Here is a 22,066-nt window from a genome sequence, read left to right as displayed (position 1 = left end):
CCGTGCGTGCCGAGGGGCCGGCGCACCGAGGAGGGCCCCGAACGCCGGACGGGCTGAAGGCTTCGGCGACTTGGGGGCACCTGTCAGCGGTGGCCGGGGAGTTCGAGGAGCGGGGTACGGGGCTCCGCCCCGGCTACCGGCTCAGAGGTTCGCGGCGTGATCGGGGACGTACGTCTGCAGCTCGCGCGGCGTCCGTTCGTAGCCGGTCGAGGGCGGGCGGGGCGGCAGGTCGAGCACGGTCGGCGGCACCTCGCGGTAGGGCACGGTGCCGAGCAGGTGCGCGATCATGTTCAGCCGGGCGCGCCGCTTGTCGTCGCTCTCGACGACGTACCACGGTGCCTCGGGGATGTCCGTGTGCACCATCATCTCGTCCTTGGCCCGGGAGTACGCCTCCCAGCGCGTGATCGACTCCAGGTCCATGGGCGAGAGCTTCCAGCGCTTCGTCGGATCCTCCAGCCGCTGCCGGAACCGCTCCTGCTGCACCTCGTCACTCACCGAGAACCAGTACTTGCGCAGCAGGATCCCGTCCTCCACCAGCATCCGCTCGAAGATCGGGCACTGGCGCAGGAACAGCTGGTGCTCCTCCTTGGTGCAGAAGCCCATCACGTGCTCGACTCCGGCGCGGTTGTACCAGCTGCGGTCGAACAGCACGATCTCCCCGCCGGCCGGGAGTTCCCCGACGTACCGCTGGAAGTACCACTGGGTGCGCTCGCGCTCGGTGGGCTTGGGGAGGGCCACGGTCCGGGCCACCCGCGGATTGAGGTGCTCGGAGACCCTCTTGATGGTGCCGCCCTTGCCGGCCGCGTCCCTGCCCTCGAAGACGACGACGAGCCGGGCCCCCTCCGCCCGCACCCACTCCTGCAGCTTCACCAGTTCCGTCTGCAGCCGCAGCAGTTCACGCTCATACAGCTTGCGCGGCACCCTTGCCGCGTCCTTGCCGGCCATGCCGCCTCCACCGCTCGATGACCCGACGGAACCCGTCCAGGGTCGAACACCTGAACAGAACCGTACTGACCGGCGCCGGACCACGCACCGTGGCGGGGCGTCCCCGGCCGTGCCGCCGAGCCGGGGGAACAGGGCCGCCCGGCCCTCGGATCGACCCCGGTCAGCCCATGGGGCGGCCCGGCGTACGGCTGGATGCTCGCAGTGCGGGAAGGGAAACTGGACATGCGGCAACCACGCTGCTGAGAGGAGGCGGACCGCCATGCCCGACAACGTGCTGGTCGCCTACGGAACGACGAACGGATCGACCGCGCGGATCGCCGAAACCATCGCGGAGGTCCTGCGCAAGGAGGGACTCACGGCCGAGGCGCTCCCGGCCCGGACCGTGCGGAGCGTGGCGCCGTACGAAGCCGTGGTGGTCGGTGGCGGACTGTACGCCGGGCGCTGGCACAAGGACGCCCGCCGATTCGTCCGCCGCCACGGCCACGACCTGGCCCAGCGCCCGCTGTGGCTGTTCAGCAGCGGCCCGCTCGACCCGTCGGCCTCCGAACGGGACATCCCGCCCGTACCCGGTGTGAAGAGGGCCATGGACCGACTCGACGCCAGGGAGCACGTCACCTTCGGCGGATGCCTGGAGGAGGGCGCCAAGGGATGGGTCGCGCGGATGATCCTCCGCAGCGGAAAGGGCGGCGACTTCCGCGACTTCCCCGCGATCGAGGCGTGGGCCGCCCGCGTCGGGGCGGAGCTCGCGGGTGTGTCGGGGAGGAGGTGACCACCGGCCGGGCGGTCCAGGTGCCGTCCTGAGCCCGGGCGCGAGACCTCGCGCGACGGCCGTCGCCCCCGCCAAGCTCAGGGGGCGACGGCCGTCGCGTCCACGCCTTCACTCCGCGCGTCCGTCGCCCAGAGGGCAGGGCCCCGCCGCCGCGGTCCTCCGCCCCCGTCGCCCTACGGTGGAGAAGTGACCACTCCGCCCGGAAGACCAGAGGGAGGACAGCACACGTGGAGATCGTCGCGTACGGCGTACTGAAGGACGAGGAGCCACTGTTGCGGGCGGCGTTCCACCGGTTGTTCGGAGACCGGCACGGGCTGCGCTGCCTGGGGCTGTTCCTGGACCGGGACACCGCACCGACCGCCGAGGGGTACGAGGTCGTCCTCTGCGGGGTCAACGACACCCTCGACGCCGAGGTCCTGCGCACGCTGGCCGCGGGCGGCACGCGGATGCTCGCCCAGCGGGCCACCGGCTTCAACAACATCGACCTGACGGTGGCCGAGGAACTGGGGCTGACGGTGGCCAGGGTGTCGTCCTACTCGCCGTACTCGGTCGCCGAGTTCGCCTGGGCCCTGGCGCTCGCCGTCGACCGCCGCATTGTCCGGGCCGCCCACCGGACCCGGGAGTTCGACTTCCGGCTCGACGGGCTGATGGGCCGCGACCTGCACGGCCGCACCGCGGGGATCGTGGGTACGGGCAGGATCGGAACCGCCTTCGCCCGCATCGCCCACGGGTTCGGCATGCGGCTGCTGGGCTGGGACATCACCGAGAACCCCGACTGCCTTGCGCTCGGCATGCGGTACGTCGAACACGAGTGGCTGCTCGCCGAGGCGGACCTGGTCAGCCTGCACGTGCCGCTGCTGTCGAACACCCACCACCTGGTCGACGCCGAAGCCCTGGCGCTGATGAAGGACGACGCGATCCTGATCAACTCCAGCCGCGGAGGCCTCATCGACACCGACGCCCTGCTGGAGACCCTGCGCGCGGGGCGCCTCGGCGGCGTCGGGCTTGACGTGTACGAGGAGGAGGCCGGGCTCTTCTTCCTCGACAAGTCCCTGGAGGTGATGACCGACGAGCGCCTCGCCCGGCTGATGACCTTCAACAACGTGCTGGTCACCTCCCACCAGGCGTACTTCACCCGGGACGCCGTCGAGCAGATCGTCGAGACGACCGCCCGCAACGTCGAGGACTACCTCGCCGGCCGCACCGGCGACAACACCCTCGTCCAGCCCGCGCGGGTCTGAGCACGGGCGACGCCGGGGCCGGCCGGTCCCGGGCGAACCTCCCCGGAGCCGGTCACTATGGAGATGAGGAACAGCCCACACATCGCAAGGTGGGGATCGTCATGAAGGGCTTCGTCTTCCACGGTCCGGGGCAGTCCGCCTGGCAGGACGTTCCGGATCCCGCCATCAAGGAGGCCACCGACGCGATCGTTCGCGTCGACGTCGTCACCATCTGCGGCACGGACCTGCACATCCTCAAGGGCGACGTGCCCGAGGTCCGCCCCGGCACGGTCCTGGGGCACGAGGCGGTCGGCGAGATCGTCGAGACGGGCCGGGACGTGCACACCGTGCGGCCGGGGGACCGGGTCCTCGTCTCCTGCATCACCGCGTGCGGCCGCTGCCGCTTCTGCTGGGAGCGGACGTACGGCCAGTGCCGGGGCGGCGGGGGCTGGATCCTCGGCCACATGATCGACGGGACGCAGGCCGAGTACGTCCGCGTGCCGTACGCGGACATGTCCGTGCACGCACTGCCGGGCGCGCTGGACAGCAAGGACGCCGTCCTGCTGGCGGACATCTTCCCCACCGGCTACGAGGTGGGCGTGCTCAACGGGCGCGTGCAGCCCGGCGACACCGTCGCTGTCGTCGGGGCCGGTCCCATCGGACTGGCCGTCGCCGCCACCGCCCAGCTGTACGCGCCGGAACGCGTCATCGCCGTCGACGTGGCCCCCGCCCGGCTGGACGCGGCCAAGCGGCTCGGCGCCGACGCCGTGGCCGACGCCCGCGAGGGTCCCGAGCAACTCGTCGCGGACCTCACCGACGGGCTGGGCGCCGACGTGGTCGTCGAGGCGGTCGGCGAGCCGGAGACCTTCGAGCTGTGCACGCGCATGGTGCGACCCGGCGGACACGTGGCCAACGTCGGCGTGCACGGAAAGCCCGCGACGCTGCACCTCGAAGACCTGTGGATCAAGAACGTCACCATCACCACGGGCCTGGTCGACACCTACTCCACGCCCACCCTGCTCCGGATGGCCGCCGCCGGCCGGCTGCCCACCTCGTCGCTGGTCACCCACAACTTCCCGCTGGACCAGATGGAGGAGGCGTACGACGTCTTCGCCGGCGCCGCCGACACGGGCGCGCTCAAGGTGGTGCTGGGCGAGCCGCAGCACGACGTCCTCGCCGTCCGGGCGGCCTGACAGAGGGAGTGAGGGGCCATGACCGACCAGGAACAGGCACCCTCGCACACGCGGGGCACAGCCGACGGACCGTCGCCCGGTGACCTCGGGCGCCGCCTCGCCGCGCGGCGCGCCGAACTCGGCCTGACCCGAAGGCAGGCCGCCACCCGGGCGGGCATCGCTCCCAGCTACCTCCGCTACCTGGAGGAGTACCCCGGTGCCGCGCCGGACGCGGGCGCCCTGCTCAGGCTGGCGGGAGTCCTGGAAACCACCGTGACGGAGCTGGGGGGCGGCCACGCCGGTCTTCCGCCCGGCCCCGGACGTGCCGCGGCGAACCCTCGGTTCACCGACCTGAGCGCGGAGGAGTGCAGGGCGCTGCTCGGTACGCACGGAGTGGGCAGGCTCGCGGTGTCCACGTCCTCGGGACCGGTCATCGTCCCCGTCAACTACAGCGTCGTCGACGGCGCCATCGTCTTCAGGACCGCGCCCGGGGCGGCACCTTCCCAGGCGTCGGGCCGCCAGGTCGCCTTCGAGGTCGACCGCATCGACGACGCCTTCAGCCAGGGGTGGAGCGTGCTCGTGCGGGGGCGGGCGCGGGCCGTCACCGATCCCGGCGCCGTACGCCTGCTCGCGGACCGGGTGTACAGCGCTCCCTGGGCGGGCGGACAGCGCGAGGTGTGGATCGGCATCGACCCGCTCGTCGTCACCGGGCGCCGGATCACGGCCTGAGGGGGCCACCCGGAAGGCCGAACGGCCCTGGTGGTGGCGTGCGGGGGATGGTTCGATGGAAGCGGCGGGAAGGCCCCGCGAAGGGCGCGGAGAAGCGGTCCGTGAGCCGCGCACCGCGCAATCAGGATCCGCGAGAAGCGGGTACGGGCCTTCCCGCCCTGCCGCTCCCCGCCGCGGCCCGCGGCGCCGCGCCGGTCAGCACCGCCGGCACCGCGACGACCGCCCTGTGGCCGGGCCGGCACGGGCCGCTCGCCGACGTAGACGCCCGCCAGGCCGGAGCCGTGCACGACGTGGTCGAGCTGGACCAGGGGCGTACGAGTGGCATGCCGACGGCCCAGGCGCGGACCCACCCGTGCCCGGGTTCGGCGTGGAAGCCGTGAGTCCCGCCGCGAGCGGCTCGCGCATCGGCGCGTGGTCGAGTGAACTGGGCGCTGGGCGCCGGCGCGCTGATCCGGGGCCTGCGCGGAGTAGCAGGGCGGGGCGGTGCCGGACGGCTTCGCCGTCGTCACCCGGGCCGCACCGGGGAAGGCGGCGAACCCCTCGGCCGAGCCGTCCTCCGCGGCGAGCGCGCGCCGGAGCGCGGTGGGCCGCGCGCGGCCGAGCGGTCACGAGGATCAGGAGGAGATGCGCGCCTCGGCGGCGGAGATGGCCTCCTGGCGTCGGCGGTGGCGCCGTTCGTACTCCAGGACCTGGCGGGCCTGGCTGGAGGGAGCGTCCCGCAGGCTCGCGGTGATCTCGCCCGTGTCCATGGCGTCGTAGCCGGTCCACGGCTCCTCCGCGCGCAGCTGCCCGATGGTGTCCAGAACCGTCTTCCGCTGGGCGTGTGCGCGCTCGTAGCCCTCGATCACGGTCAGTTCCAGCTGGGACAAGGTGGGCAACCGCGTCTGGATCTGGTCCGTGCTGAGCCGGCCGTACCCGGGAATCGGCAGGTCCTCCTCCCGCCGGACCGCTCCCAGGATCTCCTCGGCGACGGGGCCGGGCTGCGGCCTTTCCCGCACCGCGTCCTCGGCGTCTGCGACGGGCCGCCGGCCACCGTGCAGGGCGACGTCCCGCACCCGGTCGAAAGCGGTCCACACCGTCCGCACCGCCGATCCGACCAGGCCCGCGTCGCGGCTCTCGGCCGGCCCGAAACCGATCGTGGACGCCGCGACAGCGCGTGCCTGCTCCACGAGGCTGTCCTCCAGTTCCCGCAGCAGTTCCTCGTCCTGGCGGCGCAGTGAACCGAGCAGCTCCGCGGTGGCCTCGTCGGCGGTCTGCTCGGCGAGGACCTCCCCGGCCCTGCACGCCGCCAGTGCCCGCGCCGCGGCCGCGTACTCGACCTCCGCGTTCTTCAGCAGCTGGAGTGCGCCCGCCGGGTGCCTGTCGGGCCGCATGCCCGCCACGGCTTTCGCACCGACCGTCAGTGGCAGCATCGCCGTGCGCGCCGCGCTCCGTGAGACGAACCGCGTCAGATCGGCCGCGGCACCCAGCCATCCCTGGGGCCGCATGTCGCGCACCTGATGCTGGATGCGCTCCAGACTGACCTCCACCTCGCCCGCCTGACGTTCGAGCTTGTGCCGGTACGGCCCCGGCGGCGTGACCAGCGCGTCGGCCCGGAACCGGTCCAGGACGGCGACGTGAGCCTGGCGCGCGTTCTCCAGCGCCGGCACGAGTTCCTCCGTCATAACAGCCATGCGGGCTCCTGATCGAACAACGGGGCGGCGTTCTGCCGCTCAGGGGAAGGGACTGCCTCAGTGGCCTCCACGACAGGGCAACCGGCACCATCCTGCGGGACCCGCGGCCAGATCGCGCGGCGGGCGCACCGGGTGGGTGGCGCCCAGCCGGAGCGCGCGGCGGCCGAACGGGCCACCGGGTGCCGCTGACGCGGCACATGCCACAGGCCGAGCCGGCCGTCGAGCCGTCTGAGCCGGCCGGGGGAACCCCGTCGGCGCTCGGGTGCCGGCGGTGGCCGGAACCTGTCCGTGGTGCACAGACTGCGGTGGCGGATCCGTGTTCGTCGTCAGCGGCGGGGTACTCCGCCGACCCACGTGTTCCTTCCGTCGCCAGGAGGCACCCGCATGACGTTCAACCCACTGGAGCAGCGGGGCATCCCGCTGGACCGCCAGCTGCGGAGCTGGCGCGAGCTGGACGTGAAACCGATCGATCCGGACCGGTGCGATCCGTACACCCGGTGCCGGATCATCACCATGAACGGGATCGAGGTGGAGGCGATCCTCTTCAGCCACCAGCTCGCCCGCAACACGGTGGACCCGGAGATCAAGCGGCAGCTCGCCCGGACCCGCTACATCGAGGCACAGCAGCAGAAGGCCGTGAACTGGCTGCTGCCAGGGGTGGCGTCGGTGCTGGAGACGACGATCGCCTACGAGCAGGTGGCCGTCGACCTGACGGCATGGGTGGCACGGATGGAGCCGGATCCGTACCTGAAGCAGGCCTACCAGTTCGGTGTGCTGGAGGACTTCGACCACCTGTACCGGTACGCGAACCTGTACGAGATGATCGAGCACCGCAAGGCGGAGTCGATCGTCGACAACCTCACCGAGGTCATGCCGGGCCGGCCCACGAAGTACCACCACCGCGACCCCGTCGACAACGTCCGCGACCCTTACGACAAGGACACCACGAACCCGCTGTCGAAGCTGCACGCGCTGACGATCCTGTCGGCGGAGCAGCAGACGATGAACTTCTACATGAACACCGGCCCCACCTACATGGAGCCGATCGCCCGCCGGCTCTACCAGGAGATCGGGCTGATCGAGGAGGAGCACGTCACCCACTACGAGTCGCTGGTCGACCCGGGGGAGACGTGGTGGGAGCAACTGGTCAACCACGAGTACAACGAGTGCTACCTGTACTACTCCTTCATGGAGCAGGAGAGCGACCCGAAGGTCAGGGCGATCTGGGAGCTGCACCTGAACATGGAGCTGGAACACCTGCACGTCGCCTGCGACCTGATGCGTCGTCACGACGGGCGTGAGCCGCAGGAGGTTCTGGCGCCGGAGCTGCCGAACGTGCTCACCTTCGAACCGAACAAGCAGTACCTGCGTGAGTTGCTGGACACACAGATGGACCTGACCACGCTGGGCGCCGGCTATGTGCGCGAGGCGCACGAGCGGTTCGAGAGGATGCAGGAGCGCATCCACGGCGGCGAGGAGCCGCCGAGCGAGCGGGTCATGGCCGAGCACGACGAGATGTTCGGCCGCGAGTACCGCGTGCAGTCCGAGGGCGAGCACCCCGACCCCGCGATGCGCGAGAAGTGAGGCGGCCGGTCATGTCCGAACTGCACACTCCCCAGGCCGGTGACGACCGGGCCAAGGACATCGACGTCGTCGCGCTGCTGATGCGTCAGCACGGCGACATCCGCAACCTCTTCGACGAGGTCGAGCAGAGCGAGGGCGAGGAGCGCCGCGACGCCTTCCGTCGCCTGGTGCGGCTGCTGGCCGTGCACGAGACAGCCGAGGAGGAGGTCGTCCACCCCTTCGCCCGGCGGGCGCTGCCGGGCGGTGAGCAGGTCGTCGAGGACCGGCTCGCCGAGGAACGCGCGGCCAAGGAGACCCTCGCGGCCCTGGACGAGATGGACACCGACGACCCCGGGTTCCTGCCTCGGCTCAGGGAGTTGCGCACGGAGGTGCAGGAGCACGCCCGGGCGGAGGAGCGCTACGAGTTCACGCACATCCGCCGCAGCACCGACGTCACCAACCTCGCCGCCATGGCCAAGGCCGTCAAGGCCGCCGAAGCCATGGCCCCCACCCGCCCGCACCCCGGCGTCGAGTCAGGCGCGGCCAACGTGGCCCTGGGCCCCGTGGCCGCCCTCATGGACCGCACCAAGGACACCGTCCGCAAGGCCATGGGCAAAGGGTGAGCCCGCCGCCGGAGGACAGTCGGAGAGGAGGTAGGGCATGCGACTGAAGGATCACGTGGTGGTGGTGACCGGAGCGTCCAGCGGTATCGGGCGGGCCACGGCCGAGGCCTTCGCACGCAAGGGGTGCGCCGTGGTACTGGCCGCGCGCCGCGAAGAGGCACTGGAGGCGGCCGCGCGGGAGTGCGGGAAGCATCGCGGGGCACGGACGCTGGTCGTGCCGACCGACACGACGGACGTCGGCGAGGTCGAGAACCTGGCGCGGCGTGCCGTGGAGGAGTTCGGCCGGATCGACGTCTGGGTGAACAACGCGGCCGTGAACGCCTTCGGCCGCTTCGAGGACGTGCCCCTGGAGGACTTCCGCAAGGTCCTCGACGTCAACGTGATGGGCTACGTGCACGGGGCCCGCGCGGCCCTGCGGGTGATGCGGGAGCGGGGTACGGGCACACTGATCAACGTCTCGTCCGTCGCCGGAGCCGCGGCTCAGCCCTACAGTCACCCGTACAGCATGTCGAAGCACGCCGTCCAAGGGCTCGGATCTAGCCTCCGGCAGCAACTGCGCGTGGAGGGCGTGAAGGGCATCCATGTGTGCACCGTGATGCCCGCGACCATCGACACCCCGCACTTCGAGCAGGCGGCCAACTTCACCGGGCGCAAGGTGGTCGCCATGCCGCCCGTCTACAGCCCCGAACGGGTCGCCCGGGCCATCGTCGACCTTGTCCGCCACCCGCGCCGCGAACGCGTGGTCGGCCCCGCGGGCAGCGCTCTGGTACGGCAGTCCCGGTGGACACCGGCGATCGCGGAGCGGGCCATGGCACATCAGACGGACAAGAGCCATCTGTCGCACACCGAGGAGGCGCCGGCCACGCACGGTGCGCTGCACGTACCGGCTCCCGGACCGGGGGCCGTACACGGCGGCTGGGGCGGGCGGCGGCGCACCGCGATGCGCCGGACGGCCGTGGCGGCGGCACTGGCGGGAGCCGCCGTGACCGCCGGCCGGCGGATGAGCCGCGGCCTGGCGGGCGCCTGAGCCCGCCCGGCACGGGCCGCGTACGGGCTCCGGCCCGTACGCGGCCCGTGGCGTATGAGGGAAAGGCACGCACCGCGCACGGGCGCGCTGCGTTCAGCCGCCCTGCCCGGCCACCATGGCGTGGTCGTGGTGAGCCGGGACCGGGACGCGGACGTCCTCGATCACGAATCCACTGCGCACCCGGGTCGGCAGGCGGTTCAGCGGAATCCTCAAATCCTGTTCGGGCAGGGTGTACTCCAACCGGGCCAGCCGTGGCCCGAGGGCCCGCAGCAGCGCGATCGTGACGTCCTCCCCGGGGCAGCGATGGCCGGTGGCGCGGTCGCCACCGCCCTGCGGAACCAGTTCGTCCCGCTGGGGCGGCTGCTCCAGGAAGCGCTGTGGGGCGAAGGTGTACGGATCGTCCCAGAGGCCGGGGTCGTGGTTCTGCCCGTACAGGTCGAGCAGGATCAGGGTGCCGGAGGGGATCGGTTCTCCCTGCCACCGCAAGTCGGTGACGGCCCGTCCGCCGACGAAGGGGGCGAACGGGTAGAAGCGCCGGAGCTCGTGGGCGAACGCGACGGCGTACGCGGGGTCGTCCTCGCCCAGCCGCCCCCGGGCATCGGGCCTCAGACGCAGCGCATGGCCGGCGTAGGCGACGAACCAGGACACCGCCACGGTCGGACGGATGACATTGAGCAGTTCGACGGCGGCGGTGTGCGGGTCGAGAAGCCGGCCGTCGGCGTCCCGGTGCCGTACCACCACGTCCAGGGCGGACCGCGCGGGCGCGGTGGCGGACCCCTCCCGTACGTCCTCGACCAGGCGTCCCAGCCATGCCTCCGTACGGGCCCGCGCACGGCGAGCCCGCCAGTGGCGCGGCCCGGGAGTGGCGAAGCCGTCGACCATGGCCACCAGGTCCCCGGCCGTCGACGCCACATCGGCCAGGGGAATCCCGGCCCACTCGCAGACCCCCCGGGTGAGGATCCGGCTCGCCTCGTCGAACAGCACGATCGAGGGGCGGCCCGGCCACGACTCCACCGCCTCGTCCCATGCCGCGGCGACGCGTTCCACCAGGCCGGCGACCGCCTCGGGCCCGGTGAGCAGGGAGAGGAACATCTCCTTGCGCACGCGGTGGTCCTGGCCGTCCAGGGTGTGCACGGCTCCGTGCCCGAACAGTGTGCTCAGCACCGGACCGGGAAGTGCCGTCCGGCGCTCCACATGCCGCTCGTCATAGAAGAAGCGCACCGCTTCCGGACCGTGCAGGGCGACGACGTGCTGTCCCATGAGCCGGGCGCGCACGACGGGACCGGAGGCCCGGCGCCGGCGGTCGGGCAGCCAGGCGTACCCCTGGGCGAGGAGGGCGAGTGAACTGTCGACGAGTGGGGGGCGACCACGTTGGTTCATGGCGCCCCGGGTCCCCACCGACCGCGACGGAAAACGCGGTCCGGCCCCTGCCCACCCGAACGGCGGTCAGAATCCGTGGTGTGCGACCCACGCGGTCAAGGACGCGGAAAAGAATCACCCCGATCGGTTCCACGTCGGTGAAACGAACGCGTCGCCGTGCCTTCCACCGCGATGTCATGCGTAGCGTTCGGGAGGGCGGAATTCAGGCACGCCGCCGCGGACCTGCTCGTACTCGCGCTGGGAAATTCGCATGGTCACATCGACTGAGCCGGTAGCCCCTGTTCCGGTGAAGGGCCGAGGCTGGGGGAAGGTGATCGTCAGCTGGATGACGACCACCGATCACAAGAAGATCGGTCACCTCTATCTGATGACCTCGTTCACCTTCTTCCTGTTCGGTGGAGCGCTGGCCCTCCTGATGCGGGCGGAACTGGCCCGGCCCGGTATTCAGATCATTTCGAACGAGCAGTACAACCAGTCGTTCACCATGCACGGCACGGTGATGCTGCTGCTTTTCGCCACCCCGACGTTCGCGGGATTCGCCAACGCGGTCATGCCGCTGCAGATCGGTTCGCCCGATGTGGCCTTCCCACGGCTGAACATGCTGTCCTACTGGCTGTTCCTCTTCGGCGGTCTGATCGTTGTCGGCGGAATGCTGACCAGCAACGGAACCGCCGACTTCGGCTGGACCGCCTACACCCCCCTGAGCCGGGAGCAGCACTCGCCCAGTACCGGCGCCGACATGTGGATCATGGGCCTGGCGCTGTCCGGATTCGGCACCATCCTCGGCGCGGTCAATTTCATCACCACGATCATCGCCATGCGCGCCCCGGGGATGACGATGTTCCGGCTGCCGATCTTCACGTGGAACGTGCTGCTGACCTCGGTGCTGGTGCTGTTCGCGTTCCCGGTGCTGGCCGCGGCGCTTCTGGTGCTGGAGTCCGACCGCATCTTCGGCTCGCACGTCTTCGCGCCCGCGAACGGAGGGCCGATCCTGTGGCAGCACCTGTTCTGGTTCTTCGGCCACCCCGAGGTCTACATCCTGGCGCTGCCGTTCTTCGGGGTGGTCACCGAGATCCTGCCGGTGTTCTCCCGCAAACCGATCTTCGGATACATGGGCCTGGTGGGGGCCACCATCGCGATCACCGGACTTTCGGTGACGGTCTGGGCCCATCACATGTTCGCCACCGGAGCTGTGCTGCTGCCGTTCTTCTCCTTCATGACCTTCCTGATCGCCGTGCCGACCGGAGTGAAGTTCTTCAACTGGATCGGCACGATGTGGAAGGGCTCGATCACCTTCGAGACGCCCATGCTGTGGGCCGTCGGTTTCCTGGTGACGTTCCTGTTCGGCGGGCTCACCGGCGTCATTCTGGGATCGCCCCCGATGGACTGGCACGTCACCGACAGCTACTTCGTCGTGGCCCACTTCCACTACGTCCTGTTCGGCACGATCGTCTTCGCGATGTTCGCGGGATTCCACTTCTGGTGGCCGAAGATGACCGGCACCATGCTCGACGAACGACTCGGCAAAATCCACTTCTGGACGCTGTTCGTCGGCTTCCACATGACGTTCCTGGTGCAGCACTGGCTGGGCGCCGAGGGAATGCCCCGACGCTACGCCGACTACCTCGCGGCGGACGGGTTCACCGCCCTGAACACCCTTTCCTCCATCGGTTCGTTCCTGCTCGGACTGTCGACGCTGCCGTTCCTGTACAACGTGTGGAAGACCGCGCAGCGCGGCAAGCGCATCGAGGTCGACGACCCCTGGGGCTACGGGCGCTCCCTGGAATGGGCCACCTCGTGCCCGCCCCCGCGCCACAACTTCACCACCCTGCCCCGGGTCCGCTCCGAGTCCCCCGCCTTCGACCTGCACCACCCCGAGATCGCCCGCGTCGAGGCGCGCACCGAAGGACGGCGGGACGTCATCGAACCCGGCAAGGGCATCGCCAAACCCCTGTCGGACGACCAGGACACGTGATGGCGCGGCAGCCACGAGAGGACCACGACACCGCCGCCGGCATCGCCCGCCTGGAGGGCTACCTGCTGTGCCAGGCCGAGATCCAGCGGGCCCGCACGGAGGCCGAAGCCTTCGCCCGGCGGCTGCCGTGGCTGACCACCGCCCAGCAGGAGGAGGTCGTCCGCCACTACGCCGAGGATCGCCTGGCCGTGTCCAGGCAAGCCCTGCGGACGGTGGCGGCACGCTGTGCGGAACTGCGGGACGAGTACACCGTCCGCTACGACGCCCTCCGGCAGCGGCTGCTGCGCCGATGCGTGGCCCTGACGCTCGCGTCGGCCGCCCTGTGCGCGACCGCGTGCCTCGTCACGTTCAGCGGCGGGTATCCACGCTGACCGGGGTCACCCTCGTCTCCCGCAGCACAGCAGCCCGGACGCGCCGGCCCGGCGCCTGTACGGCATGCATGCCGACCGTGACGGCTTCCGCCACCGCGCCGAGCCCCTGCCCGACTGAGTCGCCCCCCTGAACGGCCGGTTTTCCGCGACTTTCCTCCAGAGTGTCAGTGCCGGTCCGTAGGCTCGACGCCATGGAGGGGAACGAGGGGAATGCGCCGGACGGTGAGGAAACCGGCGCGGAGGCGTGGCAGCGGCTGAGCGCGTACACGTACCTCAGCACGCGCGAGCGCCTGGAGTACGTCGCGGTGATGCGGGTGTTCTGCGGCACGCTGCTCGCCGACCTGTCCGTACCCGACCTTCTCGTCAGACTGGCCGAGACGGACGGCCCGGGGTCGGCGCTCGACGCGGAAACGCTCACACGCAGGCTCGAATTGCTCGTGCAGTGGGGCAATCTGCTGCGCAGCACGCACACCGTCAGAGCGACGAGCATCGCCGAGTACCAGCGCTCACGGTCCCGCTACCAGCTGTCGAAGCTCGGAGAGCGCGTGCAGCGGGACGCGGACGAGGTACTGGCCGGGGCGGACGCGGCACGCGAGGTGAGCAGTGAGCTGCTGGCCCTCGTCGACCGCGGCCTGCGCGAGATCGCCGCTCTGGCCGCGGCGCCGGGTGGTGCCGATCCGCAGCAGGCGCTGGAGCGGATCAGCACGCTCTTCGTGCAGTTCACCGAATTCGCCGAGTCCGTCCGGGACTTCTACGCCTATCTGGGCCAGGTGCTGGCGCGTTACGACCTCGACTCGGCCGAGTACCAGGGGTTCAAGGAACTGCTGCTCGACTACGTGGAGGCCATCACCGAGGACGTCTCCTTCCGGGCCCCGCGCATCGCGGCTCACCTGGACGCCGTGTGGCCGCACCTGCCCGCGCTGCTCGCCCGCATCGACGCGCACGCGGCGGGCATCGGAGCGCTCGCCGACGGGCTGCCCGAGACGCGGATCCAGCGCAGCCGCGGACGGGACCTGGCCGACTGGGAGGGGCTGCGCGAGTGGTTCACCGCCACCGGCGGGCACTCCAGCCAGGTGGACCAGCTCCGGGACGCCACCCTGCGCGCCCTGCAGTCGCTGCTCGCCAACGCCAAGCGGATGCTGCGCTCGGCCTCCGGCGAGATGTCCCGCCGCAAGGACCTGCTGCGGCTCGCGGCCTGGTTCGACGCCGCGGAACCGGAAGAGGCCCACGACCTGGCGGTCGCCGCCTTCGGGCTCTACGGCGCCCGCCATCTGGGGGTGGCACCGGACCCCGACCGGTCCGTGCCCGCGTACGTGAGCTGGTGGACCGGACCCGTGGTGGACGTGCCGGTGGCGCTGCGCGAGCGCGGCAGCAGGACTCCGCGCGGACGCGCCGCGACGGCCGAGGACCACTCCGAGCAGAAGCGCCGCCTCGTGGAGCAGGCGCGGCAACAGGCCGAGGCCCGGCGGGCGGCGGCCGACGAACTGCGCAGCGCCTCGGGACGATTCGAGCAGACGCGCCTCAGCACCCCGGCCATGCGACTGCTCCTCGAACTCCTCACGACCGCTCTCGGCAACGCCCGACTCGACAAGGAAGAAAGTGACTTCCTGCTCGACGGCGCGCAGGCCGACGACGCGGACCTCGGCATCCGGCTGACCGCCTGGCGCACACCCGGCCGGTCCACGGTCCTCAAGTCCGTGGACGGCGACCTGACCGCGGACGACCTCACCGTGGCCGTCGAGAGCGCCTCCGCGTCCGTGGTGGGAGAGGCGAGCGCCTGATGCCCCTGCCCTCCGCGCACGACGTCGCCCTCGCGGCCGAGCGCCGCACCGCCGCCCGGCTCCTGCTGGCCCACCCCCTCGTCACCAGCACCGGACCGCACAGCGACGCCTTCCCGCTCATCCGGCGGCACGCCGACTGGCTCGCCCAGCGCTTCCAGCAGGTGTTCGGATACCGCCTGCTGGTGGAGGCGTCGTACGCCCGCCTGTTCAAGGCCGGCCTCGGCCCGGGCTCGGGCCACCGCCTCGAACGGCCGTCGACAGGAACGCCGTTCACCCCACGGACGTACGCCTACCTGGCCCTCGCCCTGTCGGTCCTCGTCACCGCCCCGGAGCAGCTGCTGCTCTCCCAGCTCGTGGCCGACCTGCGGGCCGCGGCCGTCGACGCCGGCATCGAGATCTCCGACTCCGGGCGGCAGGCCGAGCGACGCACCCTCGCCGCCGCGCTGCGGCAACTCGTCGACTGGGGCGTCCTGGTGGAGACCGAGGGGCACGTCGCGGCCGTCGCCGAGGAAAGGGCGGGGGAGGCCCTGCTGACCGTGGACCGCGAGATCGCGCGTGTCGTCGTCGCCGGCCCGCTCGCCCAGAGCCGCGACGGCGCGGACCTCGTGCGCCGGGCCGCCGACCCCGGCTTCGGAGGGCCCCGTACGTACGTCCGCAGGCGGCTCGTCGAAACCCCCGTCGTCCATCTCGACGACCTCACGGACACCGAGCGCGAATGGCTGCGTACCCGGCAGCGGCGCGAGGCACAGGCGTTCTCCGAACTGCTCGGCCTGGAGGCCGAGATCCGCGCCGAGGGCATCGCCCTGGTCGACACCGACGACGAACTCACCGACCTCCACCTGCCGGGCACCGGGACGGTGGCTCAGGCCGCGCTGCTCCTCGTGGAGCGGCTGGTACACCGGCTGCGTCCCGACGACCCGGGCCACCCGGCGGTCGGTGGCCGGCTGGTCATCGGCGTGCCCGTCCCGGACGGACTGCTGCCCGATCTGCTCGGCGAACTGATCGACGAGTACGGCAGGCGCAGCAACTGGCAGCGCGGTCACCTTCAGGACCGGGACGGATTCCTCGCCGCCGTACTCGACCTCCTCGTCCGGATGCGTCTGATGGCGCCCGCCGGACCCGTGCGCGCGGACGGCCACGGCCTGCCCGAGGGATACGAGGAGACGGTGGCCGACGGCCGTTCCGTCACCGATGTCTCCCGGGCGCGCGGCCAGGGCCGCACGGACGGCGGCTGGATCCTGCTCGCCGCGGCCGCCCGGTACGCCACCACGGTGGCGGTCACGTCCCGTACCGACCGGCCCCCGGCCGACGACGTCCCCGAGGAGTCGCCCCGATGAACCGCCCGCCGGCCCCGCACCGCTACCGACTCCACCGCGCGGGCATCCGGAACGTCTGGCAGTACGACGAGCAGGAGTTCGCCTTCGGGGAGGGACGCCTGCTGCTGCGCGGCAAGAACGGCGCCGGCAAGTCCAAGGCGCTGGAGATGCTGCTGCCCTACCTCCTCGACGGTGACGCCCGCGCGCTGGACGCCACGGGAACCGGGCGCACCACCCTGGCCTGGCTGATGCTGGACGGCTTCGAGCAGACCAACCGGCTGGGCCACCTGTGGCTGGAGTTCGCGCGGACGGACCAGGAGGGCAACGACCACCATCTGACCATCGGCGCGGCCGTCCGCGCCTCCCAGTCGACCAGAACGGCCAAGCCGTTCTTCTTCACCACGCGGCTGCGGGTCGGCGAGGAGCTCCACCTCGCCCCCGCCGGGCAGCCCCTCCCCGTCGACCAGCTGAGGTCCCTCGTCGGCCCGGAGAACGTCACCGACCGAGCCGTCGAGCACCGGGCCACGGTCGCCCGCGAACTGTTCGGCCTCACCGACCCGGCGCGCTACCGCAACCTGCTCCACCTGCTGCACCGGCTGCGCCGTCCCACCATCGGCGACCGCATCGACTCCGGCGGACTCGTCTCGGTCCTCGCCGAGACCCTGCCCGCCCTCGACGACGACGTCGTGGAGAAGGTCGCCCGCAGCCTGGACGACCTCGACTCCGTAAGGGCATACCTCGGCCGCCTCGAACGCACCGACCAGGCACTGCGCACCTTCCTCACCACCTACCGCGGCTACCTGCACGGGGCGCTGCGCCACCGCACGGACCAGGTGAGCGGTGAACTCGACCGGCTGACGGAGTACCACAGGTCCGCGGGCGACGCGGCGCGCACGGCGCAGGGCCTCCGCGAGCGCGAGCAGGAGCTCGATCGCCGCGTCGAAGCCCTCGAAGGCGAGTCGAGTGCCGCCGAGACGGACCTGGCCGCGCTCCATGCCGGCGCCGGATACCGCAGCCTGAGGGAACTCGGGGAGAAACGCGCCACGGTCACCGCCCTGCACAGCGCGGCTGCCGCCGCCTTCAAGGCCGTCCGTCAGGCCCACAGCGCCCAGGAGGAGGCAGGGCGGCGGCTCACCGCCGAGGCCGGCCGGTTCGGTGAGGAACTCGTCGAACTGAGCACCGCACACGGCGATCTCGTGCGGGAGGCCGAGCGCTCCGGGATCGACCCCACGCACCTGGGGGAGCCCGTGGCGACACCCGCCGTGCCCGTGGCGCCCGCCACCACAGCCGAACTGACCGCTCCCGACGGCGACTTCCACCTGGTACGGCACAGTGAGGTGCTGGCAGTCGACACCGAGACCTGCACGACCGCGCTGCACGCCTGGGACGTACGACTCGACGCGGCCCAACCGGTGATCAGGAACCGCTCCCGGTTCGTCACCGAACTGGGAGCCCTCATCCAGCGGTCGAACGAGGCCCAGAGGGAGGCGGCCGAGGCCGACGCGGCCCGCGAACGCCTGGAGGAGCAGGCCGACCACGCCCGCGACCAGGCCGAGCAGCGCCGGCGGGAGACCGAGCGCGCGTCAGAGGCGTACGCCCTCGCGGCCAGAGCCTGGAGCGAGGAACTGCGGAACTCCACCGGGGTGCCCCTGGACGCGGTGCTCGCCCTGGTCGCGCACGACCCGGCAGACGGCCCGCTGCCCGCGCAGACCCCCGACGACGTGGCCGAAGCGGCCCGGTCGGCCGTCGACCCGTGGCTGGCGGAACTGGGCGCCGAGCGCGACGACCTCGCCCTGACCGTCCGGGAACTTCAGGCCGAACAGGGCAGCCTCCGGCACCGGCGCGAGGAATGGGAACGCCGCACCGACCCCGAACCCCCACCCCCGCCCCACCGCACCGCTCCCCGCACAGCCGGCACCGGAGCTCCCCTGTACCGGCTGGTGGACTTCGCGCACCACCTGGCGCCGGACGCGCGGGCGGGCGTGGAGGCCGCGCTGGAGGCGAGCGGCCTCCTCGACGCCTGGGTGTGCGCCGACGGCACCGTCCTGGACCCGGCCACGCGGGACACCCTCCTGGTTCCGTCGGCGCCCGTGGCCGGGGCGTCGCTCGCGCGGGCGCTGCGGCCTGTCGCCGCGCCCGACAGCGGAGTGACGGCGGAGCAGGTCGAGCGGGTGCTCGGGGCGGTGGCTCTGACCGAAGGCGGGGCGCTCACCAGCGGTATCACCGTGAACCCGACGGAGGCGGGGCCAGCCACAGCGATCGGCACCGACGGCTCCTGGAGGCTCGGCATCGCCCACGGCCGCCACACCAAGCAGTCCGCCGAGTACGTGGGCGCGGAGGTGCGGGCGGAGACACGCCGCCGGGCGCTGGCCGGACTCGACCGCCGACTCGCCGAGCTGGAGGACGACTTGGCGGAACGCGGACACAGCCTGCGCATCCTCACCGAGCACCGCGACCGGATCGGCGACACCCTGCGCCGCCCGCCCTCGGCACGTGGGCTGACCGACGCGTGGGCCCGTACGGTCGAGGCCGAGCGCGTCGCCGGGTCCCTCGCCTCGCAGGCGTCCGCGGCCGCCCGGGAGGCGGAGCAGGCACGTGCCCGCGCGGTCGCCGCGCGGCGCGAAGCCGAGGCCACGGCGAGTGCCCAGGACCTCCCGGCGGACCCGGCCGCGCTGGAGACGGTGGGTGTGGCCCTGGACCGCCTCGGACAGGGGACGAGGCAGCTGCGGCGGCGGGTGCGCGCGGTCCTCTCCGCGGCCGAGGGCCACCGCGGTGGCCGGACGGACTACGAGCGCGCCGAGTCGGCCCGCCGGGAGGCCGCGTCGGACTACGCCGAGCCGCTCGGCCGCCTGGAGGCCGCCCGCCGTACCGTCCGGGCGCTGGAAGAGGCCCTCGGAGCCACGGAACAGGAGATCCTCGCCCGCGAGGCCGACGCGAAGCGCCGCGTCGACGCCGTCGGACGCCAGCTTCCGCGTGTCCGGGAGGACCTGGCGGACCTGCACGACCTGCGCGTGAGAGCCGAAGAGGACGAGAGGGTGCGTCGCGAGACGCTCGCCGCCCAGGAGACCGAGGTGCTGGCCCGCGGCAGGAGACTGCGTGCGGCCCTCGCGCTGCCGGGCGTGATCAGAGGAGCGGGGCTCGACGCGGGCGCCGACGACGCGGCCCTGAAGTCCCAGGACCCCGTCCACCACGATGTGCGGGAGCGCGTCGAGGCGCTGCGCCTGCTGGTCGACTCCGTGCGCCACGGCCTGGACGCCGAGGGCCGTGACATCTCGGACACCACCCTCCTCAACCGCCACACCGAACTGCGTGACCAGCTCTCCGGCGGCTATGACGCGACGCTGGAGGAACACGACGGCATCAAGCTGTGCCGGCTCGTCGACGACCACGGCCCGCACGACATCGCGGCGGTCGGCGAACGCATCGCGGCCGAGGCCGCCGAGGCGCGGGACCGGCTGACGGAGCGCGAACGCGAGGTCTTCCAGCGCTTCCTGACCGGAGAGCTGGGCGACCACCTCTCCTCCCAGGTGCTGGCCGCCGGCGCCCTGGTCGCCGCCCTCAACACCACGCTCGGCACGGTCCGTACGTCACACGGCCTGGGCGTCACCCTCGACTGGAAGCTGGCCGACGGTGTGGAGGCGGACGTCAAGGCGGCCGTCGATCTCCTCCGCGGCCCTTCCGGTCTGCGCACCCGTGAACAGTCCGAGCAACTCCGCGACGTCCTCCAGCGCCGTATCGAGGACGCCCGCCGCGCCGACCCGGCCGCGGGTTACGCGGCCCACCTGCGCTCCGCCCTGGACTACCGCGACTGGTTCACCTTCACTCCCTGGGTGGTGAACGACGCCGCACCGGGCAGCCGCCGCAAACTCTCCGGCCGCACGGGCCTGAGCCAGGGCGAACAGCGGGTCCTCTCCTACCTGGTCCTCTTCGCCGCGGCGGCGGCCCACTTCACCAGCCTCGCCGAAGCAGCCCCGCACGCACCCCGCCTGATCCTCCTCGACGACGCGTTCGCCAAAGTGGACGAGCCCACGCATGCCCGCCTCGGCCGCATCCTGGTCGACCTGGACCTCGACTTCGTCCTCACCAGCGAGCGGCTCATCGGCAACTGGCCCGACGTACCGTCCCTCCACATCTACGAGTGCCTGCGCGACCCGCACGTACGGGGCGTGGCCACGCTGCACTACACGTGGAACGGGCGGCAGCGGAGGCTGATGTCGGTATGACAGGACCCGGACGAGCCGACGGACACTCCCTCGCCTCCGAAACGCTCGCGTTCCTCACCCGGCCGGGCCTCACCCGTCTCTGGACGGCGGCACGCGCCCGGCTCGAACGAGGCGGCCTCCAGCCGGCCGGGACCGTCAGACTGGAGCACCTCGACGCAACGGAGCGGGAGGCACTGTCCCTCCTCCTGGCCCGACCGGTCACCGGCCCCACCACCGTCCGCCTGCGGGACCTGGACACCCGCCTGCGCACCAGCGCGGCCGGACGGGGTCTGGCCTCGACGCTGGAGGCACTGGGCCCGCCCCTGACGGACCGCCGGGCGACCCGTGACGCGGCGGCGGCCGAACGAGCCCGCGTCTGGTCGGCGGCACAGGCCGAGGCGGAGGCCACCTCGCTGTCGGCCCGGCCCTGGACGGCACAGTGGCTGGAGGAGATACGACGCGGCGGCACACTCGCACGCCAGGACCCGCACACGGCGACCACCGTCATCACCCAGGCCGTCCACACCCTGGCGACACTCTTCCCCGGCACGGACGCACGCCCCGCCCCCGCCTCCTGGGGCCGCGGCGAGCTGGCCACCCGCGCCACCGGCTCGGCGCACGGCCTGGACGACGGCACGCTGCTGTCCCGGCTGGTCCTGCGGGGCATCGCGCTGGCGCACGGCGCCGAGTCCCCCACCGACGCGCCGGCGCGCCGGGCTCTGTGGCGCCTGGCTTCGGTGGTCCCCGACGAGGTCTCCAGCACCGTGCTCGCCTACGGACTGCGCCCCACCGGCGGCACCTGGCGTGAGGCCGCTCTGCGTGAGCGCGCCGACCACCACATGGAAACCCATCTGACCCTGCGCGAACTGCGCACGCTCACCCTGAAGATGCCGCCCGGCACCCGGGTCCACGTCTGTGAGAACCCCCGCGTCCTCGAAGCAGCGGCCGACACCGCCCGTACGGCGCCCCTGATCTGCACCTCGGGGAGCGCGACCACGGTCGTGCTCACCCTCCTGGAGGCGTTGGCGGCGGCCGGCTGCGCCTTTGTGTACCACGGTGACTTCGACTGGCCCGGCATAGCGCTGGCCAACCGGATCATGCGGCGGTACGGCGCCGAGCCGTGGCGTATGCGAGCGGCCGACTACGAGTACCTCGCGACCCGCACGCAGGTGAGCGGCACACCACGGATCGCCCTCAGCGGAACGCGCGCCGAGGCCGTGTGGGACACCGAACTGGCCCCCGCCATGAGCGCCCTGGGAATCGCCCTGCACGAGGAGGCCGCGCTCGATCTCCTCCTGGACGACTTGGGCTGATCCTCCC

Annotated in this window: 17 protein-coding genes; 14 read left to right on the top strand and 3 right to left on the bottom strand. The window is 72.1% G+C overall.

From position 1 onward, the window contains the following. Positions 1-141 precede the first annotated feature (141 nt). Complete coding sequence (gene ppk2 / locus ACZ49J_RS06945) at positions 142-945, bottom strand: polyphosphate kinase 2 (RefSeq protein ID WP_467452197.1); 804 nt, start codon at positions 943-945, stop codon at positions 142-144. A 259-nt stretch (positions 946-1,204) separates the two neighbouring features. Between ppk2 and ACZ49J_RS06940 the strand changes: the two genes are divergently transcribed. The 5 genes from ACZ49J_RS06940 (at position 1,205) to ACZ49J_RS06920 (ending at position 5,215) form a co-directional block, all read left to right on the top strand. Next, complete coding sequence (locus tag ACZ49J_RS06940) at positions 1,205-1,714, top strand: flavodoxin domain-containing protein (RefSeq protein WP_467452196.1); 510 nt, start codon at positions 1,205-1,207, stop codon at positions 1,712-1,714. Positions 1,715-1,941: 227 nt separating this feature from the next. Further along, the gene (locus ACZ49J_RS06935) at positions 1,942-2,955 is read left to right on the top strand and encodes a 2-hydroxyacid dehydrogenase (RefSeq protein ID WP_467452194.1); all 1,014 of its coding nucleotides are present in this window, start codon (positions 1,942-1,944) and stop codon (positions 2,953-2,955) included. Positions 2,956-3,056: 101 nt separating this feature from the next. Next, positions 3,057-4,127: a zinc-dependent alcohol dehydrogenase family protein gene (locus ACZ49J_RS06930; protein ID WP_467452193.1), complete on the top strand. Its 1,071-nt coding sequence runs from the start codon at positions 3,057-3,059 to the stop codon at positions 4,125-4,127. An 18-nt stretch (positions 4,128-4,145) separates the two neighbouring features. After that, positions 4,146-4,835 carry a helix-turn-helix domain-containing protein gene (locus tag ACZ49J_RS06925; protein ID WP_467452192.1) on the top strand — a complete coding sequence of 230 codons (690 nt, stop codon included), beginning with the start codon at positions 4,146-4,148 and terminating at the stop codon, positions 4,833-4,835. A 101-nt stretch (positions 4,836-4,936) separates the two neighbouring features. Next, positions 4,937-5,215, top strand: a complete 279-nt coding sequence (locus ACZ49J_RS06920) for a hypothetical protein (protein WP_467452190.1) — start codon at positions 4,937-4,939, stop codon at positions 5,213-5,215. Positions 5,216-5,449: 234 nt separating this feature from the next. On the opposite strand, the gene ACZ49J_RS06915 is transcribed toward ACZ49J_RS06920, so the two are convergent. After that, the gene (locus ACZ49J_RS06915) at positions 5,450-6,508 is read right to left on the bottom strand and encodes a hypothetical protein (protein ID WP_467452189.1); all 1,059 of its coding nucleotides are present in this window, start codon (positions 6,506-6,508) and stop codon (positions 5,450-5,452) included. A gap of 384 nt (positions 6,509-6,892) precedes the next feature. Between ACZ49J_RS06915 and ACZ49J_RS06910 the strand changes: the two genes are divergently transcribed. Genes ACZ49J_RS06910 through ACZ49J_RS06900 form a run of 3 tightly spaced genes read left to right on the top strand, consistent with a single transcriptional unit; the run spans position 6,893 to position 9,721 of the window. Further along, positions 6,893-8,092, top strand: a complete 1,200-nt coding sequence (locus ACZ49J_RS06910) for a hypothetical protein (protein WP_467452187.1) — start codon at positions 6,893-6,895, stop codon at positions 8,090-8,092. An 11-nt stretch (positions 8,093-8,103) separates the two neighbouring features. Then, entirely contained in the window at positions 8,104-8,694 is a 591-nt protein-coding gene (locus ACZ49J_RS06905) for a hemerythrin domain-containing protein (RefSeq protein WP_467452186.1), read from the top strand. Positions 8,695-8,731: 37 nt separating this feature from the next. Beyond that, a complete protein-coding gene (locus ACZ49J_RS06900) occupies positions 8,732-9,721 on the top strand; it encodes an SDR family oxidoreductase (protein WP_467452184.1) in 990 nt (329 codons plus the stop codon). Positions 9,722-9,814: 93 nt separating this feature from the next. Here the strand turns inward: ACZ49J_RS06900 and ACZ49J_RS06895 are convergent, their stop codons facing one another. Next, positions 9,815-11,101 carry a cytochrome P450 gene (locus tag ACZ49J_RS06895; RefSeq protein WP_467452183.1) on the bottom strand — a complete coding sequence of 429 codons (1,287 nt, stop codon included), beginning with the start codon at positions 11,099-11,101 and terminating at the stop codon, positions 9,815-9,817. A 250-nt stretch (positions 11,102-11,351) separates the two neighbouring features. On the opposite strand from ACZ49J_RS06895, the gene ctaD reads away from it, so the two are divergent. From ctaD to ACZ49J_RS06865, 6 genes are all read left to right on the top strand, one after another. Further along, positions 11,352-13,076 carry an aa3-type cytochrome oxidase subunit I gene (ctaD, locus tag ACZ49J_RS06890; protein WP_467452182.1) on the top strand — a complete coding sequence of 575 codons (1,725 nt, stop codon included), beginning with the start codon at positions 11,352-11,354 and terminating at the stop codon, positions 13,074-13,076. Further along, entirely contained in the window at positions 13,076-13,447 is a 372-nt protein-coding gene (locus ACZ49J_RS06885) for a hypothetical protein (RefSeq protein WP_467452181.1), read from the top strand. The genes ctaD and ACZ49J_RS06885 overlap by 1 nt, the downstream gene beginning before the upstream one ends. Before the next feature lie 191 nt (positions 13,448-13,638). Next, complete coding sequence (locus ACZ49J_RS06880; RefSeq protein ID WP_467452179.1) at positions 13,639-15,228, top strand: TIGR02677 family protein; 1,590 nt, start codon at positions 13,639-13,641, stop codon at positions 15,226-15,228. Then, positions 15,228-16,565: a TIGR02678 family protein gene (locus ACZ49J_RS06875; protein ID WP_467452178.1), complete on the top strand. Its 1,338-nt coding sequence runs from the start codon at positions 15,228-15,230 to the stop codon at positions 16,563-16,565. The genes ACZ49J_RS06880 and ACZ49J_RS06875 overlap by 1 nt, the downstream gene beginning before the upstream one ends. Then, positions 16,562-20,767, top strand: coding sequence for a TIGR02680 family protein (locus tag ACZ49J_RS06870; protein WP_467452177.1), 4,206 nt, complete (start codon positions 16,562-16,564; stop codon positions 20,765-20,767). The genes ACZ49J_RS06875 and ACZ49J_RS06870 overlap by 4 nt, the downstream gene beginning before the upstream one ends. Further along, positions 20,764-22,059, top strand: a complete 1,296-nt coding sequence (locus tag ACZ49J_RS06865) for a TIGR02679 family protein (RefSeq protein WP_467452176.1) — start codon at positions 20,764-20,766, stop codon at positions 22,057-22,059. The genes ACZ49J_RS06870 and ACZ49J_RS06865 overlap by 4 nt, the downstream gene beginning before the upstream one ends. The last annotated feature ends 7 nt before the right edge of the window (positions 22,060-22,066 follow it).

This window comes from Streptomyces sp. NPDC030840 (assembly GCF_055572015.1).
This window is presented reverse-complemented; position numbering and strand designations above follow the sequence as displayed.

Bases quoted from the DNA above. Each gene is read 5' to 3' on its own strand.
- ACZ49J_RS06940 (WP_467452196.1), top strand. From the start codon at position 1,205: ATGCCCGACAACGTGCTGGTCGCCTACGGAACGACGAACGGATCGACC.
- ACZ49J_RS06915 (WP_467452189.1), bottom strand. From the start codon at position 6,508: ATGGCTGTTATGACGGAGGAACTCGTGCCGGCGCTGGAGAACGCGCGC.
- ACZ49J_RS06880 (WP_467452179.1), top strand. From the start codon at position 13,639: ATGGAGGGGAACGAGGGGAATGCGCCGGACGGTGAGGAAACCGGCGCG.
- ACZ49J_RS06910 (WP_467452187.1), top strand. From the start codon at position 6,893: ATGACGTTCAACCCACTGGAGCAGCGGGGCATCCCGCTGGACCGCCAG.
- ACZ49J_RS06875 (WP_467452178.1), top strand. From the start codon at position 15,228: ATGCCCCTGCCCTCCGCGCACGACGTCGCCCTCGCGGCCGAGCGCCGC.
- ACZ49J_RS06925 (WP_467452192.1), top strand. From the start codon at position 4,146: ATGACCGACCAGGAACAGGCACCCTCGCACACGCGGGGCACAGCCGAC.
- ACZ49J_RS06905 (WP_467452186.1), top strand. From the start codon at position 8,104: ATGTCCGAACTGCACACTCCCCAGGCCGGTGACGACCGGGCCAAGGAC.
- ppk2 (WP_467452197.1), bottom strand. From the start codon at position 945: ATGGCCGGCAAGGACGCGGCAAGGGTGCCGCGCAAGCTGTATGAGCGT.
- ACZ49J_RS06900 (WP_467452184.1), top strand. From the start codon at position 8,732: ATGCGACTGAAGGATCACGTGGTGGTGGTGACCGGAGCGTCCAGCGGT.
- ACZ49J_RS06865 (WP_467452176.1), top strand. From the start codon at position 20,764: ATGACAGGACCCGGACGAGCCGACGGACACTCCCTCGCCTCCGAAACG.
- ACZ49J_RS06870 (WP_467452177.1), top strand. From the start codon at position 16,562: ATGAACCGCCCGCCGGCCCCGCACCGCTACCGACTCCACCGCGCGGGC.
- ctaD (WP_467452182.1), top strand. From the start codon at position 11,352: ATGGTCACATCGACTGAGCCGGTAGCCCCTGTTCCGGTGAAGGGCCGA.
- ACZ49J_RS06885 (WP_467452181.1), top strand. From the start codon at position 13,076: ATGGCGCGGCAGCCACGAGAGGACCACGACACCGCCGCCGGCATCGCC.
- ACZ49J_RS06930 (WP_467452193.1), top strand. From the start codon at position 3,057: ATGAAGGGCTTCGTCTTCCACGGTCCGGGGCAGTCCGCCTGGCAGGAC.
- ACZ49J_RS06895 (WP_467452183.1), bottom strand. From the start codon at position 11,101: ATGAACCAACGTGGTCGCCCCCCACTCGTCGACAGTTCACTCGCCCTC.